This window comes from Mesorhizobium koreense (assembly GCF_031656215.1).
Classification (GTDB): Bacteria; Pseudomonadota; Alphaproteobacteria; order Rhizobiales; family Rhizobiaceae; genus Mesorhizobium_L; species Mesorhizobium_L koreense.
Genome location: NZ_CP134228.1, coordinates 2,835,790 through 2,851,655 on the forward strand (window position 1 = coordinate 2,835,790; position 15,866 = coordinate 2,851,655).

General features: G+C 62.1%; 16 protein-coding genes. 10 read left to right on the top strand and 6 right to left on the bottom strand.

The features are described 5' to 3' along the window. Positions 1-53 precede the first annotated feature (53 nt). From speB to RBH77_RS13455, 4 genes are all read right to left on the bottom strand, one after another. On the bottom strand, positions 54-1,022 hold the full coding sequence (speB, locus tag RBH77_RS13440) for an agmatinase (RefSeq protein WP_311028102.1): 969 nt from the start codon (positions 1,020-1,022) through the stop codon (positions 54-56). A 277-nt stretch (positions 1,023-1,299) separates the two neighbouring features. Then, positions 1,300-1,776, bottom strand: a complete 477-nt coding sequence (gene rpsI / locus RBH77_RS13445) for a 30S ribosomal protein S9 (RefSeq protein ID WP_311028103.1) — start codon at positions 1,774-1,776, stop codon at positions 1,300-1,302. Beyond that, positions 1,776-2,240 carry a 50S ribosomal protein L13 gene (gene rplM, locus RBH77_RS13450; protein ID WP_311028104.1) on the bottom strand — a complete coding sequence of 155 codons (465 nt, stop codon included), beginning with the start codon at positions 2,238-2,240 and terminating at the stop codon, positions 1,776-1,778. The genes rpsI and rplM overlap by 1 nt, the downstream gene beginning before the upstream one ends. 260 nt (positions 2,241-2,500) lie before the next feature. Next, positions 2,501-2,959, bottom strand: a complete 459-nt coding sequence (locus tag RBH77_RS13455; RefSeq protein ID WP_311028105.1) for a carboxymuconolactone decarboxylase family protein — start codon at positions 2,957-2,959, stop codon at positions 2,501-2,503. Between the two features lie 137 nt (positions 2,960-3,096). Here RBH77_RS13455 and RBH77_RS13460 point away from each other — a divergent pair, with 137 nt between their 5' ends. Further along, entirely contained in the window at positions 3,097-3,984 is an 888-nt protein-coding gene (locus tag RBH77_RS13460; RefSeq protein ID WP_311028106.1) for a sigma-70 family RNA polymerase sigma factor, read from the top strand. 3 nt (positions 3,985-3,987) lie between these two features. Here RBH77_RS13460 and RBH77_RS13465 read toward each other — a convergent pair whose 3' ends face one another. Continuing rightward, positions 3,988-4,431, bottom strand: a complete 444-nt coding sequence (locus RBH77_RS13465; protein ID WP_311028107.1) for a PaaI family thioesterase — start codon at positions 4,429-4,431, stop codon at positions 3,988-3,990. A 99-nt stretch (positions 4,432-4,530) separates the two neighbouring features. On the opposite strand from RBH77_RS13465, the gene RBH77_RS13470 reads away from it, so the two are divergent. From RBH77_RS13470 to RBH77_RS13485, 4 genes are all read left to right on the top strand, one after another. Next, positions 4,531-5,352, top strand: coding sequence for an enoyl-CoA hydratase (locus RBH77_RS13470; RefSeq protein ID WP_311028108.1), 822 nt, complete (start codon positions 4,531-4,533; stop codon positions 5,350-5,352). A 19-nt stretch (positions 5,353-5,371) separates the two neighbouring features. Beyond that, positions 5,372-5,791, top strand: a complete 420-nt coding sequence (locus RBH77_RS13475; RefSeq protein ID WP_311028109.1) for a VOC family protein — start codon at positions 5,372-5,374, stop codon at positions 5,789-5,791. Then, complete coding sequence (locus RBH77_RS13480; protein WP_311028110.1) at positions 5,788-6,309, top strand: CoA-binding protein; 522 nt, start codon at positions 5,788-5,790, stop codon at positions 6,307-6,309. Before RBH77_RS13475 ends, RBH77_RS13480 begins: the two co-directional genes overlap by 4 nt. A 154-nt stretch (positions 6,310-6,463) precedes the next feature. Continuing rightward, entirely contained in the window at positions 6,464-7,750 is a 1,287-nt protein-coding gene (locus tag RBH77_RS13485; RefSeq protein WP_311028111.1) for an O-acetylhomoserine aminocarboxypropyltransferase, read from the top strand. 127 nt (positions 7,751-7,877) lie between these two features. On the opposite strand, the gene RBH77_RS13490 is transcribed toward RBH77_RS13485, so the two are convergent. Continuing rightward, entirely contained in the window at positions 7,878-9,131 is a 1,254-nt protein-coding gene (locus tag RBH77_RS13490) for a cytochrome P450 (protein WP_311028112.1), read from the bottom strand. A 75-nt stretch (positions 9,132-9,206) separates the two neighbouring features. Between RBH77_RS13490 and RBH77_RS13495 the strand changes: the two genes are divergently transcribed. The 5 genes from RBH77_RS13495 (at position 9,207) to RBH77_RS13515 (ending at position 15,802) form a co-directional block, all read left to right on the top strand. Continuing rightward, positions 9,207-10,310 carry an NAD(P)/FAD-dependent oxidoreductase gene (locus RBH77_RS13495; protein ID WP_311028113.1) on the top strand — a complete coding sequence of 368 codons (1,104 nt, stop codon included), beginning with the start codon at positions 9,207-9,209 and terminating at the stop codon, positions 10,308-10,310. 140 nt (positions 10,311-10,450) lie between these two features. Continuing rightward, positions 10,451-11,086: an ATP-dependent Clp protease proteolytic subunit gene (locus tag RBH77_RS13500; protein ID WP_311028114.1), complete on the top strand. Its 636-nt coding sequence runs from the start codon at positions 10,451-10,453 to the stop codon at positions 11,084-11,086. Between the two features lie 316 nt (positions 11,087-11,402). Beyond that, positions 11,403-12,680 carry an ATP-dependent Clp protease ATP-binding subunit ClpX gene (gene clpX / locus RBH77_RS13505; RefSeq protein WP_311028115.1) on the top strand — a complete coding sequence of 426 codons (1,278 nt, stop codon included), beginning with the start codon at positions 11,403-11,405 and terminating at the stop codon, positions 12,678-12,680. A 232-nt stretch (positions 12,681-12,912) separates the two neighbouring features. Beyond that, complete coding sequence (lon, locus tag RBH77_RS13510) at positions 12,913-15,345, top strand: endopeptidase La (protein WP_311028116.1); 2,433 nt, start codon at positions 12,913-12,915, stop codon at positions 15,343-15,345. A gap of 184 nt (positions 15,346-15,529) precedes the next feature. Further along, positions 15,530-15,802 carry an HU family DNA-binding protein gene (locus tag RBH77_RS13515; protein WP_311028117.1) on the top strand — a complete coding sequence of 91 codons (273 nt, stop codon included), beginning with the start codon at positions 15,530-15,532 and terminating at the stop codon, positions 15,800-15,802. The last annotated feature ends 64 nt before the right edge of the window (positions 15,803-15,866 follow it).

Below are 15,866 nucleotides of genomic sequence, written 5' to 3' on the forward strand. Positions count from 1 at the left end.
AGATAGGGCAGAAGCGGGCGCGATGCAATCGGCAGCGACGTGTGCCCCGAGCATCAGCTTTCGGCGGAGGCCGCCTTCTTCGCTTTCCGCTCCGCCAGCAGGCCGAGATAGTACATCGCCACGCTCGCGCCGGCGATTGCCGTGATGTCGGCATGGTCGTAGGCCGGCGCGACTTCCACGACATCGGCGCCCACGATGTCGAGATCGCCCAGCGCGCGCAGTACGGAGAGTATCTTGGCGGAGGAAGGGCCACCGGCCACCGGCGTACCGGTGCCGGGCGCAAAGGCCGGGTCGAGACAGTCAATGTCAAAGGTGACGTAGACCTTGCGGCCGGCCGCGCGCTCCCGGATCGCATAGACGATATCGGCGACGCGCATTTCTTCCAGTTCATGACCGTGGAGGATGCGGATACCGAAATTCTCTGGTGCATGGGTGCGGATGCCGACCTGGATCGACCATTCCGGCTCGATGATGCCGTCGCGCACCGCGCGCGCCACAAAGGAGCCGTGGTCGATGCGCTTGCCGTCGTCGAACCAGGTGTCCTGATGCGCATCGAAATGGACGAGCGCGAGCGGACCGTGGATCGCCGCATGCGCTTTGAGCAGCGGCCAGGTCACGAAATGGTCCCCACCGAGCGTAACCAGCGTGGCGCCCGAGCGCAGAATCCTGGCCGCTTCGCGCTCGATCGTCGCCGGTGTCTTCTGGTGGTTGCCATAGTCGAGCAGGCAATCGCCATAGTCGATCACCGCAAGCTGTGCGAACAGGTCGCGGTGAAACGGGTATTGCGGGTCGTTATCGAAGATCGCCGAGGCGCGCCGGATGGCCTGCGGGCCAAAACGGGCGCCAGGCCGATTGGACACCGCCCCGTCGAAGGGGATGCCCCAGATCACCGCATCGGCGCCCGCGAGCTTCTTCGAATATTTCCGCCGCATGAAAGAGAGCGCCCCGGCATAGGTCGGATCTTCGGCGGCGCCGGTGAGGCTACCGGCCGTGAAAGCATGGTCGATCGACTTGGAAGGCATGGGCATCCTCTTCGGCCATGACGAGTGAGGTCACCTAGCCGCCTGGCGCGGAAATTGCCACTGCAAAAGGAAGAAGCCGGATGACCGGCCAGACCTGTCCCGAACTGGCACTAAAGGTGGTTTGGAACGGCACAGGTGAGCAACCGGTCGACAATCCTGTCCGGTCTTGGGGAATGCCGCGGATCGTTTATGTGTACGCGGCTGGGCACTGGATGGGAAGAAGCCCGCGAAGAGCGATCTTCGCGGGCTTCGCCATAGATGCCGGTAGGCGGAATGCTTAGCGCTTGGAGAACTGGAAGCTGCGGCGGGCCTTCGCCTTACCGTACTTCTTGCGCTCGACGACGCGGCTGTCGCGGGTGAGGAAGCCGCCCTTCTTGAGCACGGCGCGCAGCCCCGGCTCGTAATAGGTCAGCGCCTTGGAGATGCCATGACGGACCGCACCCGCCTGGCCGGAAAGGCCGCCGCCGGCCACCGTCACGACGATGTCGTACTGACCGTCGCGGTTGACCGCCACGATCGGCTGACGCAGCACCATCTGCAGCACCGGCCGTGCGAAGTAGGCGGCGAATTCCTTGTCGTTGACGGTGATCTTGCCGCTGCCCGGCTTCAGCCAGACGCGGGCGATGGCGTCCTTGCGCTTGCCGGTGGCGTAGGCACGGCCCGACTTGTCGAGCTTCTGGACATGGACGGGAGCGACCTGTTCGGTCTGGCCCGTCGCGGCGCCGAGTTCTTGCAGGGAGGAAAGTTCGGCCATTACTGGACCCTCTTGTTCTTGCTGTTCAGGCCCGCCACGTCGAGCTTCTCGGGCTGCTGTGCCTCGTGCGGATGCTCAGGCCCGGCGTAGACGCGCAAATTCTTCATCTGGCGGCGGCCGAGCGGGCCGCGCGGGATCATGCGCTCAATAGCCTTCTCTACGACGCGCTCGGGGAAACGGCCCTCGAGGATGTCGCGCGCGGTGCGCTCCTTGATGCCGCCCGGATGGCCGGTGTGCCAGTAGTATACCTTGTCGGTGTACTTCTTGCCCGTGAGGGCGACCTTGTCGGCATTGATGATGACGACGTTGTCGCCGTCATCGACATGCGGGGTAAAGGTCGGCTTGTGCTTGCCGCGCAGGATGTTGGCGACGATGGAGGCGAGGCGACCGACGACGAGACCTTCCGCGTCGATCAGAACCCACTTCTTCGTCACTTCCGCAGGCTTCTGCGAAAAGGTTTTCATCTCTTTCTCTCTCACTCGGACCTTCCGCGATGGATCGGGCAGGAAGGCGTTTCTTGTTGCTTGGGTTGGCGCCGGGCGATGTGCCTTGCGCCAAAAACAAAACGGCGACCGCCGCGGCCGCTGTTTGCAGGCAGGCTTATAGGGGAGGGCGGTCGCGGCGTCAATATCGATGTTTGGCCGTTTGCGCAAGAAAATTCAGCAAAAACAATAAATTGCAGGTGCGGTATTAAAATACCGCACCTGCCCGGGCGCCTTGGAGATCAGTTCCACTTCTGCCCGGCTACCTGTTTCACCGATGCATTAAGGCGGTTCCACACGTTGATCTGCGCAATCTGGATGATCAGCGCGGCAAGCGCGGTTTCGTCGTAATGGGCGGCCGCTTCCGTCCAGACCGCGTCCGATACTGCTTCCGGCTTGTCGGCGATGCGCGTCAATTCCTCCGTAAGGGCGAGTGCCGCCCGCTCGGCATCATTGAAATAGGGCGTGTCGCGCCAGGCGGCGACGGCGAAAATGCGCTTGTCGTCCTCGCCTGCCTGCTTCAGCCCTTGGGCATGCATGTCCACGCAGACGCTGCAGCCGTTGATCTGGCTCGCGCGCAGATGGACAAGCTCGCGCGTGACGTCGGGCAGGCCATCGGTTGCCGTTGCCTTGTTGAGTGCGTGCAGCGCCTTCAAAGCGTCCGGCAGTACAAAGACGGGATGTTTCATTCGTGCTTGCATGGTCTTGTTCCTTTCGTTTTGTCTCGGTCCAGACACTTTGGTCTGGATGTTGACTGCCGGTCGCCCGACCGTGTCTGTCACACCGGCTGCGATCCGTTCGTCATGACCATGACGGAACGCGAAAGGGAAATGTGACCGTGACCGAAAAAAATCTTTTGACGCACGAGTTCGAAGCCAACCGGGGCCGCCTCGAAACGGTTGCCTACCGTATGCTGGGTTCGCGCAGCGAGGCCGAAGACGCAGTCCAGGAAGTCTGGTTGCGGCTCAATCGCGCCGATGCCGAATCCATCGGCAACATCGGCGGTTGGCTAACCACCGTCATTGCGCGTCTCTGCCTCGACATACTGCGCGCCCGCAAGTCGCGCCGGGAGGATTCGCTCGATCGCATGGCCGGCGAGGAGATTCCGGTAGAGCCGTCTGTGGTCGCTATGGACGCTTCGCCGGAAGAGCAGATCGCGATGGCGGATTCTGTCGGGCTCGCCATGCTGGCGGTGCTGGAGACGCTCGGCCCCGCAGAACGCGTTGCCTTTGTGCTCCATGACATGTTTGCCGTGCCGTTCGAGGAAATCGCGCCCGTGATCGGCCGCTCGCATGACGCAACCCGCCAACTTGCCAGCCGTGCACGCCGCCGTGTGCAAGGCGCCAGGCCGAACGGTATGGTCGACAATGCGCGTCGTCGCGAAATCATCGGTGCCTTTATCGCAGCCTCGCGTGGCGGCGATTTCTCGGCGCTATTATCGCTGCTCGCGCCTGATGTGGTGTTCACCCCGGACGAGACGGCCACGCGGCTTGGTCAGCAAGGGGAGGCACGGGGCGCCGCTGCAGTCGCGGCATTGTTCAACGGCCGCGCGCAGGCGGCGCGACCGGCCCTTATCGACGGGACGGTCGATATCGCCGTCGTTCCCGGCGAGCGTTTGCTGCTGGTCCTCAGGCTGCGCATTGTCGACGGCCGGATTACCGGTATCGATGCCGTTGCCGGCCCCGAACAGCTTGCAGAACTCGATCTCGAGATTCTGGAAGGATGAGCGTCAGCTCCTTTTCGGCGGGATCGAGTAGGTGCCGGTCGCATGGGCGACGATCTCCGCATCCGGTCCCGCCACCATCTCGATGTCATAGACCATCAGGCTGCGGCCGAGTTTCAGGATGCGGCAGTGCCCGTCGACCGGTCCGGCCTCCGCCTTGCGCATGAAGTTTATGGAGATGTTCGTCGTCACCGACAGGGCATCCGGCCCCGCATGGGAGAGCACGCAGGCATAGCCGCCGAGATCGGCCAGCGCGAAGAGCGAAACGCCGGAAACCGTGTCGCCGGGGCGCAGGTGCTCGTAGGCCGCGTTCAGGCGGATCGTGCAGCCTCCGGAGAACACCTCGGTCACCACGTAATCCGGCCTGTCCTTGTTGAGCTGCGGAAAGACCTGGCGAAAAAGATCGTTCACTTCGTCCGCCGTCATCACCGGAGCGGGTTTCTTCGTCATGCGTCCCTCTTTGACAGCCGATCGCGTCGTTTTACGCCTTTCCTTCGCAGGAAGCGGGCATTAGCTATGCATCGGTAGGTAGATGCGCGGAGAAAGACAATGGCCGAGGTACTGAAGCTCAGACCAGAGGCGCCTGAAGGCCCGATACTTTCGGAACTGCGCAACGGGATTCTGGTGCTCACGCTCTCCAACCCGCCGGCCAATGCGCTTTCGATGGAGGTGATGACGGCCTTGCAGGGCGAGCTCGACCGCGCACGCGACGATCGCTCCGTTCGTGTCGTGGTGATCGCCGCTGCTGGAAAGCTCTTTTGCGCAGGCCATGATCTGAAGGAAATGACGGCGCATCGCGCCGATTCCGACAAGGGCAGGGCATATTTCGAGGAGACGTTCGCCACCTGCTCGCGCCTTATGCAGTCGATCGTTTCTTTGCCGAAGCCGGTGATTGCCGCGGTCGACGGCATTGCTACCGCGGCCGGATGCCAGCTTGTCGCCTGCTGCGATCTGGCGATTGCGACCGACCGCGCGACGTTCGGCGTCAACGGCATCGATGTCGGGCTCTTCTGCACGACACCATCGGTGGCGCTGTCGCGCAATATCTCGCGCAAGCATGCCATGGAGATGTTGTTGACCGGCGAGATGATCGATGCGCAGACGGCGCGCGATTTCGGCCTGGTGAACCGTGTCATGCCACCGGAGTATCTGAACCAGATCGTCAACAAATACGCGGAAACCATTGCAGCCAAATCGCCGACGGCCATTCGCATGGGCAAGAAAGGTTTTTACGAGCAGGCCGACCTCGGCCTTGCGGAAGCCTACGATAGTGCCTCACGCGTCATGATCGAAAACATGCTGGCGCATGACGCGGAGGAAGGCATCGCAGCCTTCATCGGCAAGCGCAAGCCGCAATGGATCGGCGAATGACGGTCGAAAGCCGCCTTTGATGGAACCGCGCATCTCGATCATTACCATCGCGGTCGATGATCTCGACCGCATGGCCGCGTTCTATCAGGCGATGGGCCTGAAGCGGCACCGGATCGATGAAGGCGTTGCCTTCTTCCAGATGGGCGGCGCGATCCTGGCGCTTTTCCCGCGCAAATCGGCCGAACCGGATGCGGGGATCGAGTTCGGCAAAGGGGTCTCGCGTGTCTATCTCGCTTACAATACCCGATCGGATGCCGAGGTAGATCAGGTATTGACCGAGGTCGAGCTTGCGGGCGGCCGCATCGTGAAGCCGGCCGGCCGTGCATTCTGGGGCGGCTGGTACGGCTATTTCGCCGACCCGGAGGGCAATCTCTGGGAAGTCGCCCATAACCCGCAATTTCCGATCGACGAGATGGGCAATATCAAGCTTCGGACATGAACCACGACACCTATTCTCAGGACTACATCTCCGGCATTCTCAACAGCGTCAGGACCATCGCCATGGTCGGCGCCTCGGCCAATGACGTGCGGCCGAGTTTCTTCGTGCTGAAATATCTGATCGCGAAGGGATTTACCGTCTATCCGGTCAATCCCGGACAGGCGGGAAAGGAAATCCTTGGCCAGCGTGTCTATGCGCGCCTGTCAGATATCCCGCATGCGATCGAGATGGTCGACATCTTTCGCGCACCGGACGCTGTGCCGGCGATCGTGGACGAGGCGTTGACGCTCGATCCGCTGCCGAAGGTGATCTGGATGCAGCTTGGCGTCCGCAACGACGAAGCGGCGGCGAAGGCGGAGGCGGCGGGCCTGAAGGTGGTGATGAACCGTTGCCCGAAGATCGAATATGGCAAGCTGTCAGGCGAAATCGGGTGGAACGGCGTCAATTCGGGCGTGCTGTCGGCGAAAAAGCCGATTATGCGCGGCGGCTTCCAGAGTTTCGGGATCCGCTCGAAATAGCATGGATGTCCATCCGGCCGGCTGAAAACATGCCCCCTTCATCGTCTTTGGGCCGTCTGGAGGAATAATCTTCTTTGCTTTTGCCCTTCCGCTTTGCGAAGAATGCCGCCGACCAATTCATTCGCTCTAATTTGATTTCCAAGGAGGAGTTCCCATGAGCCAGCGTACGCCGGGCTTCAACACCCTTTCCGTTCATGCAGGCGCCAAGCCGGATCCGGCCACCGGCGCCCGTGCGGTGCCGATTTACCAGACCACGTCTTTCGTCTTCGAGAATGCCGACCATGCCGCGGCGCTGTTCGGGCTGAAGGCGTTCGGCAACATCTACACCCGTATCATGAACCCGACCCAGGCGGTGCTGGAAGAACGCGTGGCGGCGCTTGAAGGCGGCACGGCGGCGCTCTGCACGGCTTCCGGTCAGTCGGCGCACCTGCTCGTCTTTCATACCCTTCTCAAGTCGGGCGACAATTTCGTCGCCGCGCGCAAGCTTTACGGCGGTACGATCAACCAGTTCGGCCAGGCGTTCCAGAATTTCGGCTGGGAGGTGCGCTGGGCCGACGTGAACGATCCGGAAAGCTTCGAGAAACTGATCGACGAGAAGACCAAGGCGCTGCATATCGAGAGCCTCGCCAATCCGGGCGGCGAGTTCGTCGATATCGCAAAAATCTCGGCCATAGCGCGCAAGCATGGCCTGCCGCTGGTCGTCGATAATACGCTGGCCAGCCCCTATCTCGTGCGGCCGATCGAGCATGGCGCCGACATCGTCGTCCATGCGCTGACCAAGTTCATCGGCGGTCACGGCAATTCCATCGGCGGCATCATCGTCGACGCCGGTACCTTCGACTGGTCGAAGTCTGGAAAGTATCCGATGCTGTCGGAGCCGCGCGCCGATTACGGCGGCATGGTGCTGCATGAGACCTTCGGCAATTTCGCCTTCGCCATTGCCGCGCGCGTCCTCGGCCTGCGCGATCTCGGCCCGGCGATCTCGCCGTTCAACGCCTTCCTGATCGTCACCGGACTGGAGACGCTGCCGCTCAGGATGCAGCGTCACTCGGACAACGCGCTGAAGGTGGCGGAGTGGCTGTCGAAGCAGCCTCAAATCAAGTGGGTCTCCTATCCGGGCCTGCCGTCGGATCCGAACCACGCGCTGCAGCAGAAATATTCGCCGAAGGGAGCGGGCTCAGTATTCACCTTCGGGCTCAAGGACGGCTACGAGGCTGGCGTCAAATTCGTGGAGGCGTTGCAGCTTTTCTCGCATCTCGCCAATATCGGCGACACGAAATCGCTGGTCATCCATCCCGCCTCGACCACGCACCGCCAGCTTTCGGACGAGCAGAAGGTGGCGGCGGGCGCCGGCCCGGATGTCGTGCGACTTTCCATCGGAATCGAGGACGTCGAGGATATCATCGCCGATCTGGAGCAGGCGCTGAAGGCAGCCGCGTGAGCTTTTCGGGCGGTCGCTCCCGGCCGTGGGTTGCGGCTTAATCTTGCTGGCCGGCCCGATCGGGCCGGCCACAACTATTAGAGACCGGAAGGGATATCGGGTCGAGTTGGCGTCGATGGCAAATGTATCACCATCGCGCCTCCAGGCTCTCCAGTCCGTGGAAATGGTAGGTATCGCGATAGCGCGGCGCCTCGGCAAATTTTAGCGCCGGCAGCCGATCGAAGAGCACTTTCAGTGCCACCTGCAGTTCGAGTCTCGCCAGCGGCGCGCCGATGCAGAAATGGATGCCGCCGCCGAAGGTGACGTTCTTCTGATCGGCGCGCGAGGGATCGAATTTGCCGGGCGAGGCGAAGGCCGCCGGGTCGTGGTTGGCCGCGCCGAGGATTAGGCCGATCTGCTCGCCGGCATTCACCGTCACGCCGGGAGCGACCTCGGTCCGGTCATAGGCATAGCGGCGGAACATATGGAGTGGCGCGTCGAAGCGCAGGCATTCCTCCGCCGTCGCAACCGTCTGCTCCTGGGTAGCGAAGAAACGGCGCGGATCGCCGCCCTGGGCGACGATTGCGCGCACGCCGTTGCCGGTCTGATGGACCGTTGCCTCGTGGCCGGCGTTGAGAAGCTGGATGACGGATGAGATCAGTTCGGCGTCGAAGAGTTTCTCCTCGCCGTCGCGCGCAGCGATCAGGACGCTGAGGATGTCGTCGCCGGGCTTCCTGCGTCGCTCCTCGACATAACCGCGCAGGAAGTCGGAGAATTCGCGCGCGGCCGCATTCGCGGCGATTTCCACCTCGCGCGTGCGGCCGTGCATGTGCATGGCGACCATACGGTGCGACCAGTCGAGAAGCTGATCGTTCATCGAGGTCGGTACGCCGAGCATCTCGGCGATGACGGTGACCGGGATCGGTGTGGCGAAGGAAGGCAGCAGATCCGCATGCCCGGCTGGCTCGATACGGTCGATCAGATCGTGCGCCAGCTTTTCGATCACGGAGCGCAGGCGTTCCACTTGTCGCGAGACGAAGGCGCGGTTGACCAGCGTGCGAAGCCGCGTATGCGCAGGCGGCTCCAACTCCAGCATGGAGTGCGACGCGAAGGCATCGAAATCCTTCAGATGGTCGCGCGGCCCTTCATAGCCGTCGTCAGGTGCGCCCGGCGGCCGCTCGCGGCCGAGGCGGCGATCCCGCAAAAGCCGCGAGACGTCGTCAAATCCGGCAAAGCACCAGATCCCGAACTCTTCCCAGAAGAATACCGGCGAGGCGTCGTGGATCGCCCGATAAGCGGGATAGGGATTCTGCACGAAGGCCGGTTGGTGCGGTTCGAGGCTGAGGTGGCGGGTCGCGTGATCGAAATCGAAGCGAGGGAGGGGCGTGGAATGCTCGTTCATGGATGCACTCTAACGCGGCTTGCCACGCGGCCGCCAGCCTCTAAGCTTGACCGCGAAGCAAGTTTCGAGGCGAGAATGAAAATCATTGTTGTCGGGGGTGGTATCGCCGGGCTGTCGAGCGCCTGGGCGCTGACGAAGCGCGGCCATCATGTCACGCTTATCGAGCAGGGGCCGATCCCCAATCCGCTCGGCGCCTCCGGCGACCATCACCGCATCATCCGACGCGCCTATGGCGCTGCGACAGGCTACGGCGCCGCCATCACCGAAGCCTATGCTGCATGGGACGAGCTTTGGGCCGATCTCGGCAAAAGCCACTACGATCCGCGGGGCTTCATGGCCGTCTCGCGCGAACCGGGCGATGAAGCGGAGGAATATCGTGAAGGACTGGAGAGCGGAAACTATCCGTTCGAGCTATTGCCGCCGGCGGCGGCGGCCGAACGCTGGCCGTTCCTCGACGCCGGCGCCTTCCGTTACGCGTTCTTCTCCAAGGAGGGTGGCGCGCTTCATTGCAGGCGGATAGCCGAAGGCCTTTCCGGGTGGCTGCAGGCGAATGGCGCCGAGCTTCGCCCGAAGACCCGCGTCGCTGAGGTGGATAGCGGGCAGGGCACGGTCACGCTTACGGACGGAACGATACTATCGGCCGACCGTATCGTCGTGACGGCAGGCGCCTGGGTGCTGAAACTCTTCCCCGAACTTGCCGATCGCCTGACGGCGTACCGCACGGCCGTAGTCTATCTCGAACCGCCGGCCGATCTTGCCGGTGCGTGGGCAGCCGCGCCCGTCATCCTCGACGTCGGTGGCCGGACCGATGGTTACATCATTCCGCCTTCCGGGGAGGGCGGGCTGAAATTCGGTTCTGGACTGCACAAATTCGCCTCGCCGGACGCTGATGCCCGTCGTGTGCCGGAACCGGGTGAAGGCGAGGCGATCCGCGATCTGTTCGCGCCGCCGCTCGCCAGGATCAGCGAATATCGCGTAAAGGACGTGCGTACCTGCGCCTACACATTCACCGCCGACGAGCGCTTTCTCGGCACGGAAATCGGTCGCGCCGTCGTCGTGTCGGCCTGCTCCGGGCATGGTTATAAATTCGGCGCGGCGGTCGGTCGCCGCGTTGCCGCCGCGGTCGATAGCGGTGACACCGGCACGCTTGCGAGATGGCTGCGGGCGGAAGCCGTATAAACCATTTCTCCGACTAACCTGGCGGCAGTGTCGTGTGGGCTTGCGCCGGACGGTGCGGCCAACCTATTTATCGGGGAAACACGGATCGAATCGATTCCGCTTTTTGGGTACGGGATCGGCCCCCGCGAAAAGGACTCTCCATGAAAAGCCCGACCGAGACATTCATGAACCTCGTACCGATGGTGGTCGAGCAGACCAATCGCGGCGAGCGCGCCTACGACATCTTTTCGCGTCTCCTGAAGGAACGCATCATCTTCATCACCGGGCCGATCGAGGACGGCATGTCGACGCTGGTCTGCGCGCAGCTTCTCTTCCTTGAGGCGGAGAACCCGAAGAAGGAGATCAGCCTCTACATCAACTCGCCGGGCGGCGTGGTGACCTCGGGCCTCGCCATCTACGACACCATGCAGTTCATCAAGCCGGCGGTTTCGACGCTCTGCATCGGCCAGGCGGCGTCGATGGGTTCGCTTCTGCTGTGTGCCGGCGAAAAAGACATGCGCTTCGCCACGCCGAACGCCCGCATCATGGTGCATCAGCCGTCGGGCGGCTTCCAGGGACAGGCGTCCGACATCGAGCGCCATGCCCAGGATATAATCAAGCTGAAACGGCGCCTGAACGAGATCTACGAGAAGCATACGGGTCGCGACTACGACACGATCGAGAGCACGCTCGACCGCGATCATTTCATGACTGCGGAAGAAGCCAGGGAATTCGGCATCGTGGATAAGGTCCATTCGACGCGCGAAGCGCTCGAAACGGCGGCCGCGGCGGGATAATTCTCGGCGTAAACACTGGAAATGACGCTGAATTGAAACGCTCTGCGTCATTTCTGTCACAATTACCTGTTCCCACCGGTTGGGCGACAGCCTACGTTAAGCCTATGTTGATTTTTCAACGGCCTAACTTTGGTACAGATTCGCTCGCTCGTTGCCGCGTTTTCCGATTCGTGGTTCGTACGGAAGGGTGCGGTGGGACGGTTGCCCTGGGGCTGCTGCTGACAAAGGGGATGTTGGCATAGGAGCTTTGGGGCAATAGGATCGCAGGACTGGAAGCAGCCGGTTGGCCGGACGGACGCGAAAAGGAACGTGAGACATGAGCAAGGTCGGCAACGCGGGGGGTGGCGACAGCAAGAATACCCTCTACTGCTCGTTCTGCGGCAAGAGCCAGCACGAGGTCCGCAAGCTGATTGCCGGGCCGACGGTATTCATCTGCGACGAGTGCGTCGAACTCTGCATGGATATCATCCGCGAGGAGAACAAGACCTCGATGGTGAAGTCGCGCGAGGGCGTGCCGACTCCGCAGGAGATCCTCGCCGTTCTCGACGACTACGTGATCGGGCAGCCCTACGCCAAGCGCGTGCTGTCGGTGGCGGTGCATAACCACTACAAGCGGCTGGCGCATGCCGGCAAGAACAACGACGTCGAGCTCGCCAAGTCGAACATCCTGCTGATCGGCCCGACCGGCTGCGGCAAGACGCTCCTGGCGCAGACCCTGGCGCGCATCATCGACGTGCCCTTCACCATGGCCGACGCCACGACGCTGACGGAGGCAGGCTATGTCGGCGAGGATGTCGAGAATATCATCCTCAAGCTCCTGCAATCGGCGGACTACAATGTCGAGCGGGCGCAGCGCGGCATCGTCTATATCGACGAGATCGACAAGATTTCGCGCAAGGCCGACAATCCGTCGATCACGCGCGACGTGTCGGGCGAGGGCGTGCAGCAGGCGCTCCTGAAGATCATGGAAGGCACGGTCGCTTCCGTGCCGCCGCAGGGCGGCCGCAAGCATCCGCAGCAGGAGTTCCTTCAGGTCGATACGGCCAACATCCTGTTCATCTGCGGTGGGGCCTTCGCCGGGCTCGACAAGATCATCTCGGATCGTGGTCGCAAGACCTCGATCGGCTTTGGCGCGACGGTCGCCTCGCCCGATGAACGCCGCACCGGCGATCTCTTCCGCAAGGTCGAGCCGGAGGACTTGCTGAAGTTCGGTCTCATTCCCGAATTCGTCGGCCGCCTGCCGGTACTTGCCACGCTAGAGGACCTCGATGAGCCGGCGCTGATCCAGATCCTGACGGAGCCGAAGAACGCTCTGGTCAAGCAGTACCAGCGGCTCTTCGAGATGGAGAATGTGGATCTGACCTTCCACGAGAACGCACTTTCGGCGATCGCCAAGCGGGCGATTGAACGTAAGACCGGCGCTCGCGGCCTGCGCTCCATCATGGAGGCGATCCTGCTCGACACCATGTTCGAGCTGCCGGCGCTGGAAGGCGTTCGCGAGGTGGTGATTTCGGAAGAAGTGGTTTCCGGCAATGCAAGGCCGCTCTACATCTATTCCGACACCAAGAAGGAAAAAGGCAACGTCAGCGCCTGACGCGGCTTGCCTGTCCGACCTTATGCCGACTTCGCATATCCGCCCTGCCCAATGGGCAGGGAACTGGCCCTTGATCTTAGCAGGCGCAACATCCACGTAAGCGGCAACGAGGTCGTGGGAATTCCGTGCCGATCAAGAGGCCCTTCGAAAGGGTTATGGGCGGAAAGAGCCGCGGCCGTTAAACTGAGATTCGCGGTTGGCCAAAGGCGGCCGCGATCGGAAAGGCAAGAGAATGAGCAAATCATCCAACGCTCCAGGCGCCGCCTCGCAGAAGGGGGCCTATGCGGTCCTGCCGCTGCGCGACATCGTCGTCTTCCCGCATATGATTGTGCCGCTCTTCGTCGGCCGCGAGAAGTCGATCAAGGCGCTCGAGGAGGTCATGGGTGCGGACAAGCAGATTCTGCTTGCCACCCAGATGAATGCTGCCGACGACGATCCCGAAGCCAGCGCGATCTACGATGTCGGCACGCTCGCCAACGTGCTCCAGCTCCTCAAGCTGCCCGACGGTACTGTCAAGGTGCTGGTGGAAGGCACGGTGCGCGCGAAGATCACGCGCTTTACCGAAGAGGAGCAGTTTCACGAGGCCGAGGCCGAAATCCTTCATGAGCCTAGCGAGGAAGAGGTGGAGATCGAGGCGCTTGCGCGTTCGGTCGTCTCCGATTTCGAGAACTACGTGAAGCTCAACAAGAAGATTTCGCCCGAAGTGGTCGGCGCGGCCAGCCAGATCGACGACTATTCCAAGCTCGCCGATACGGTAGCTTCGCATCTGGCCATCAAGATCCCCGAGAAGCAGGAAATGCTCGCCACGCTCTCCGTCAAGGAGCGGTTGGAGAAGGCGATGGGCTTCATGGAATCCGAGATCTCCGTGCTCCAGGTGGAGAAGCGCATCCGCTCCCGCGTCAAGCGGCAGATGGAGAAGACACAGCGCGAATACTACCTCAACGAGCAGATGAAGGCGATCCAGAAGGAACTCGGCGAGGGCGAGGACGGCCGCGACGAGGCAGCCGAAATCGAGGAGCGCATCAAGAAGGCAAAGTTGTCGAAGGAAGCGCGCGAGAAGGCGAATGCCGAGTTGAAGAAGCTCCGCTCCATGTCGCCCATGTCGGCGGAAGCGACCGTCGTTCGCAACTATCTCGACTGGCTGCTTTCGATCCCGTGGAACAAGAAGTCCAAGCTCAAGAACGACCTGGAATACGCCCAGGAAGTCCTCGACGCGGACCATTTCGGTCTCGACAAGGTCAAGGAGCGCATCGTCGAATATCTCGCCGTGCAGAGCCGCCAGAACAAGCTCAAGGGACCGATCCTGTGTCTCGTCGGCCCTCCGGGCGTCGGCAAGACCTCGCTCGGCAAGTCGATCGCCAAGGCGACCGGCCGCGAGTTCGTGCGCATGGCGCTTGGCGGCGTGCGTGACGAGGCCGAGATACGCGGCCACAGGCGGACCTATATCGGCTCGATGCCCGGCAAGGTCATCCAGTCGATGAAGAAGGCCAAGAAGTCCAACCCGCTCTTCCTGCTCGACGAGATCGACAAGATGGGCATGGATTTCCGTGGCGATCCGTCCTCGGCGCTGCTCGAGGTGCTCGATCCGGAACAGAACCACACCTTCAACGACCACTATCTCGAGGTCGATTACGACCTGTCGAACGTCATGTTCGTGACGACGGCGAACACGCTGAATATCCCGCCGGCCCTGATGGACCGCATGGAGATCATCCGTATCGCCGGCTACACGGAAGACGAGAAGGTCGAGATCGCCAAGCGGCACCTGCTGCCGAAGGCGGTGAGGGACCACGCACTGAAGGCCGAGGAGTTCTCGGTCAGCGACGAGGCGTTGCGCGAGATCGTGCGCACCTACACGCGGGAAGCCGGCGTCCGTAACTTCGAGCGCGAGTTGATGAAGCTGGCGCGTAAGGCGGTCACCGAGATCCTGCGCTCGAAGGGCGAGAAGAAGGCCGTGCATGTCACGCCGGAGAACCTGGCGGACTATCTCGGCGTTCAGCGCTTCCGCTTCGGTCAGATCGACGGAGAGGATCAGATCGGTGTGGTGACGGGCCTTGCCTGGACCGAGGTCGGCGGCGAGTTGCTGACGATCGAGGGCGTCATGATGCCCGGCAAGGGCCGCATGACGGTGACCGGCAACCTGAAGGACGTGATGAAGGAATCGATCTCGGCCGCGGCTTCCTATGTCCGCTCGAGGGCTATCGATTTCGGCATCGAGCCGCCGCTCTTCGACAAGCGCGACATCCACGTCCACGTTCCCGAAGGGGCGACCCCGAAGGACGGACCGTCGGCTGGCGTGGCGATGGCGACGGCGATCGTCTCGGTGATGACCGGCATTCCCGTCCGCAAGGATATCGCCATGACGGGCGAGATCACACTTCGCGGCCGGGTGCTGCCGATCGGCGGATTGAAGGAAAAGCTGCTTGCAGCGCTTCGCGGCGGCATCAAGAAGGTGCTGATCCCGGAAGAAAACGCCAAGGATCTGGCGGATATTCCGGACAATGTGAAGAGCGGCATGGAGATCGTTCCGGTCTCGAGGGTGGGCGAGGTGCTCAGGCATGCGCTCACCACTATGCCCGAACCGATCGAGTGGACCGAGCCGGTGAGCCCTCCGGCGACGACCGATGGGCTCGAAGATGCGGCTACGCAAACGGTCGCGCACTGAACGATCCGTACGAAACTCGAAAGACCGGGCCTTGCGCCCGGTCTTTTTTGTTCAAAACCGCGGAAATCCGGGCTTTCTTCAAAGAATTGCGTCGTTTTCGTCTTGGTTGCGGCACAACTTCTAACTAAGGTGCCCCTCTGCCGGTTGAGTCGAGAGTCCGGTTTCCTGAGGAAGGGGATTGTTTATGAATAAGAACGAACTGGTTTCTGCAGTCGCTGACGAGGCCGGGCTGGAAAAGGGCAAGGCCCAGGCGGCGGTCGATGCGGTGTTTTCCGTCATCACCAAGGAGCTGAAGAAGGGCGGTGATGTCCGTCTGGTCGGCTTCGGCAATTTTTCGGTGGTCAAGAGGGAAGCGTCCACCGGGCGTAACCCGCAGACCGGCGCTCCGGTGAAGATTCCGGCCCGTAAGGCGCCGAAATTCTCCGCCGGCAAGGGCCTCAAGGACGCGGTGAACTGATCGCCGTTTCCCACTGATACAGACGAAAAAGCCGGGCATGATCCCGGCTTTTTCTTTTGGGAGG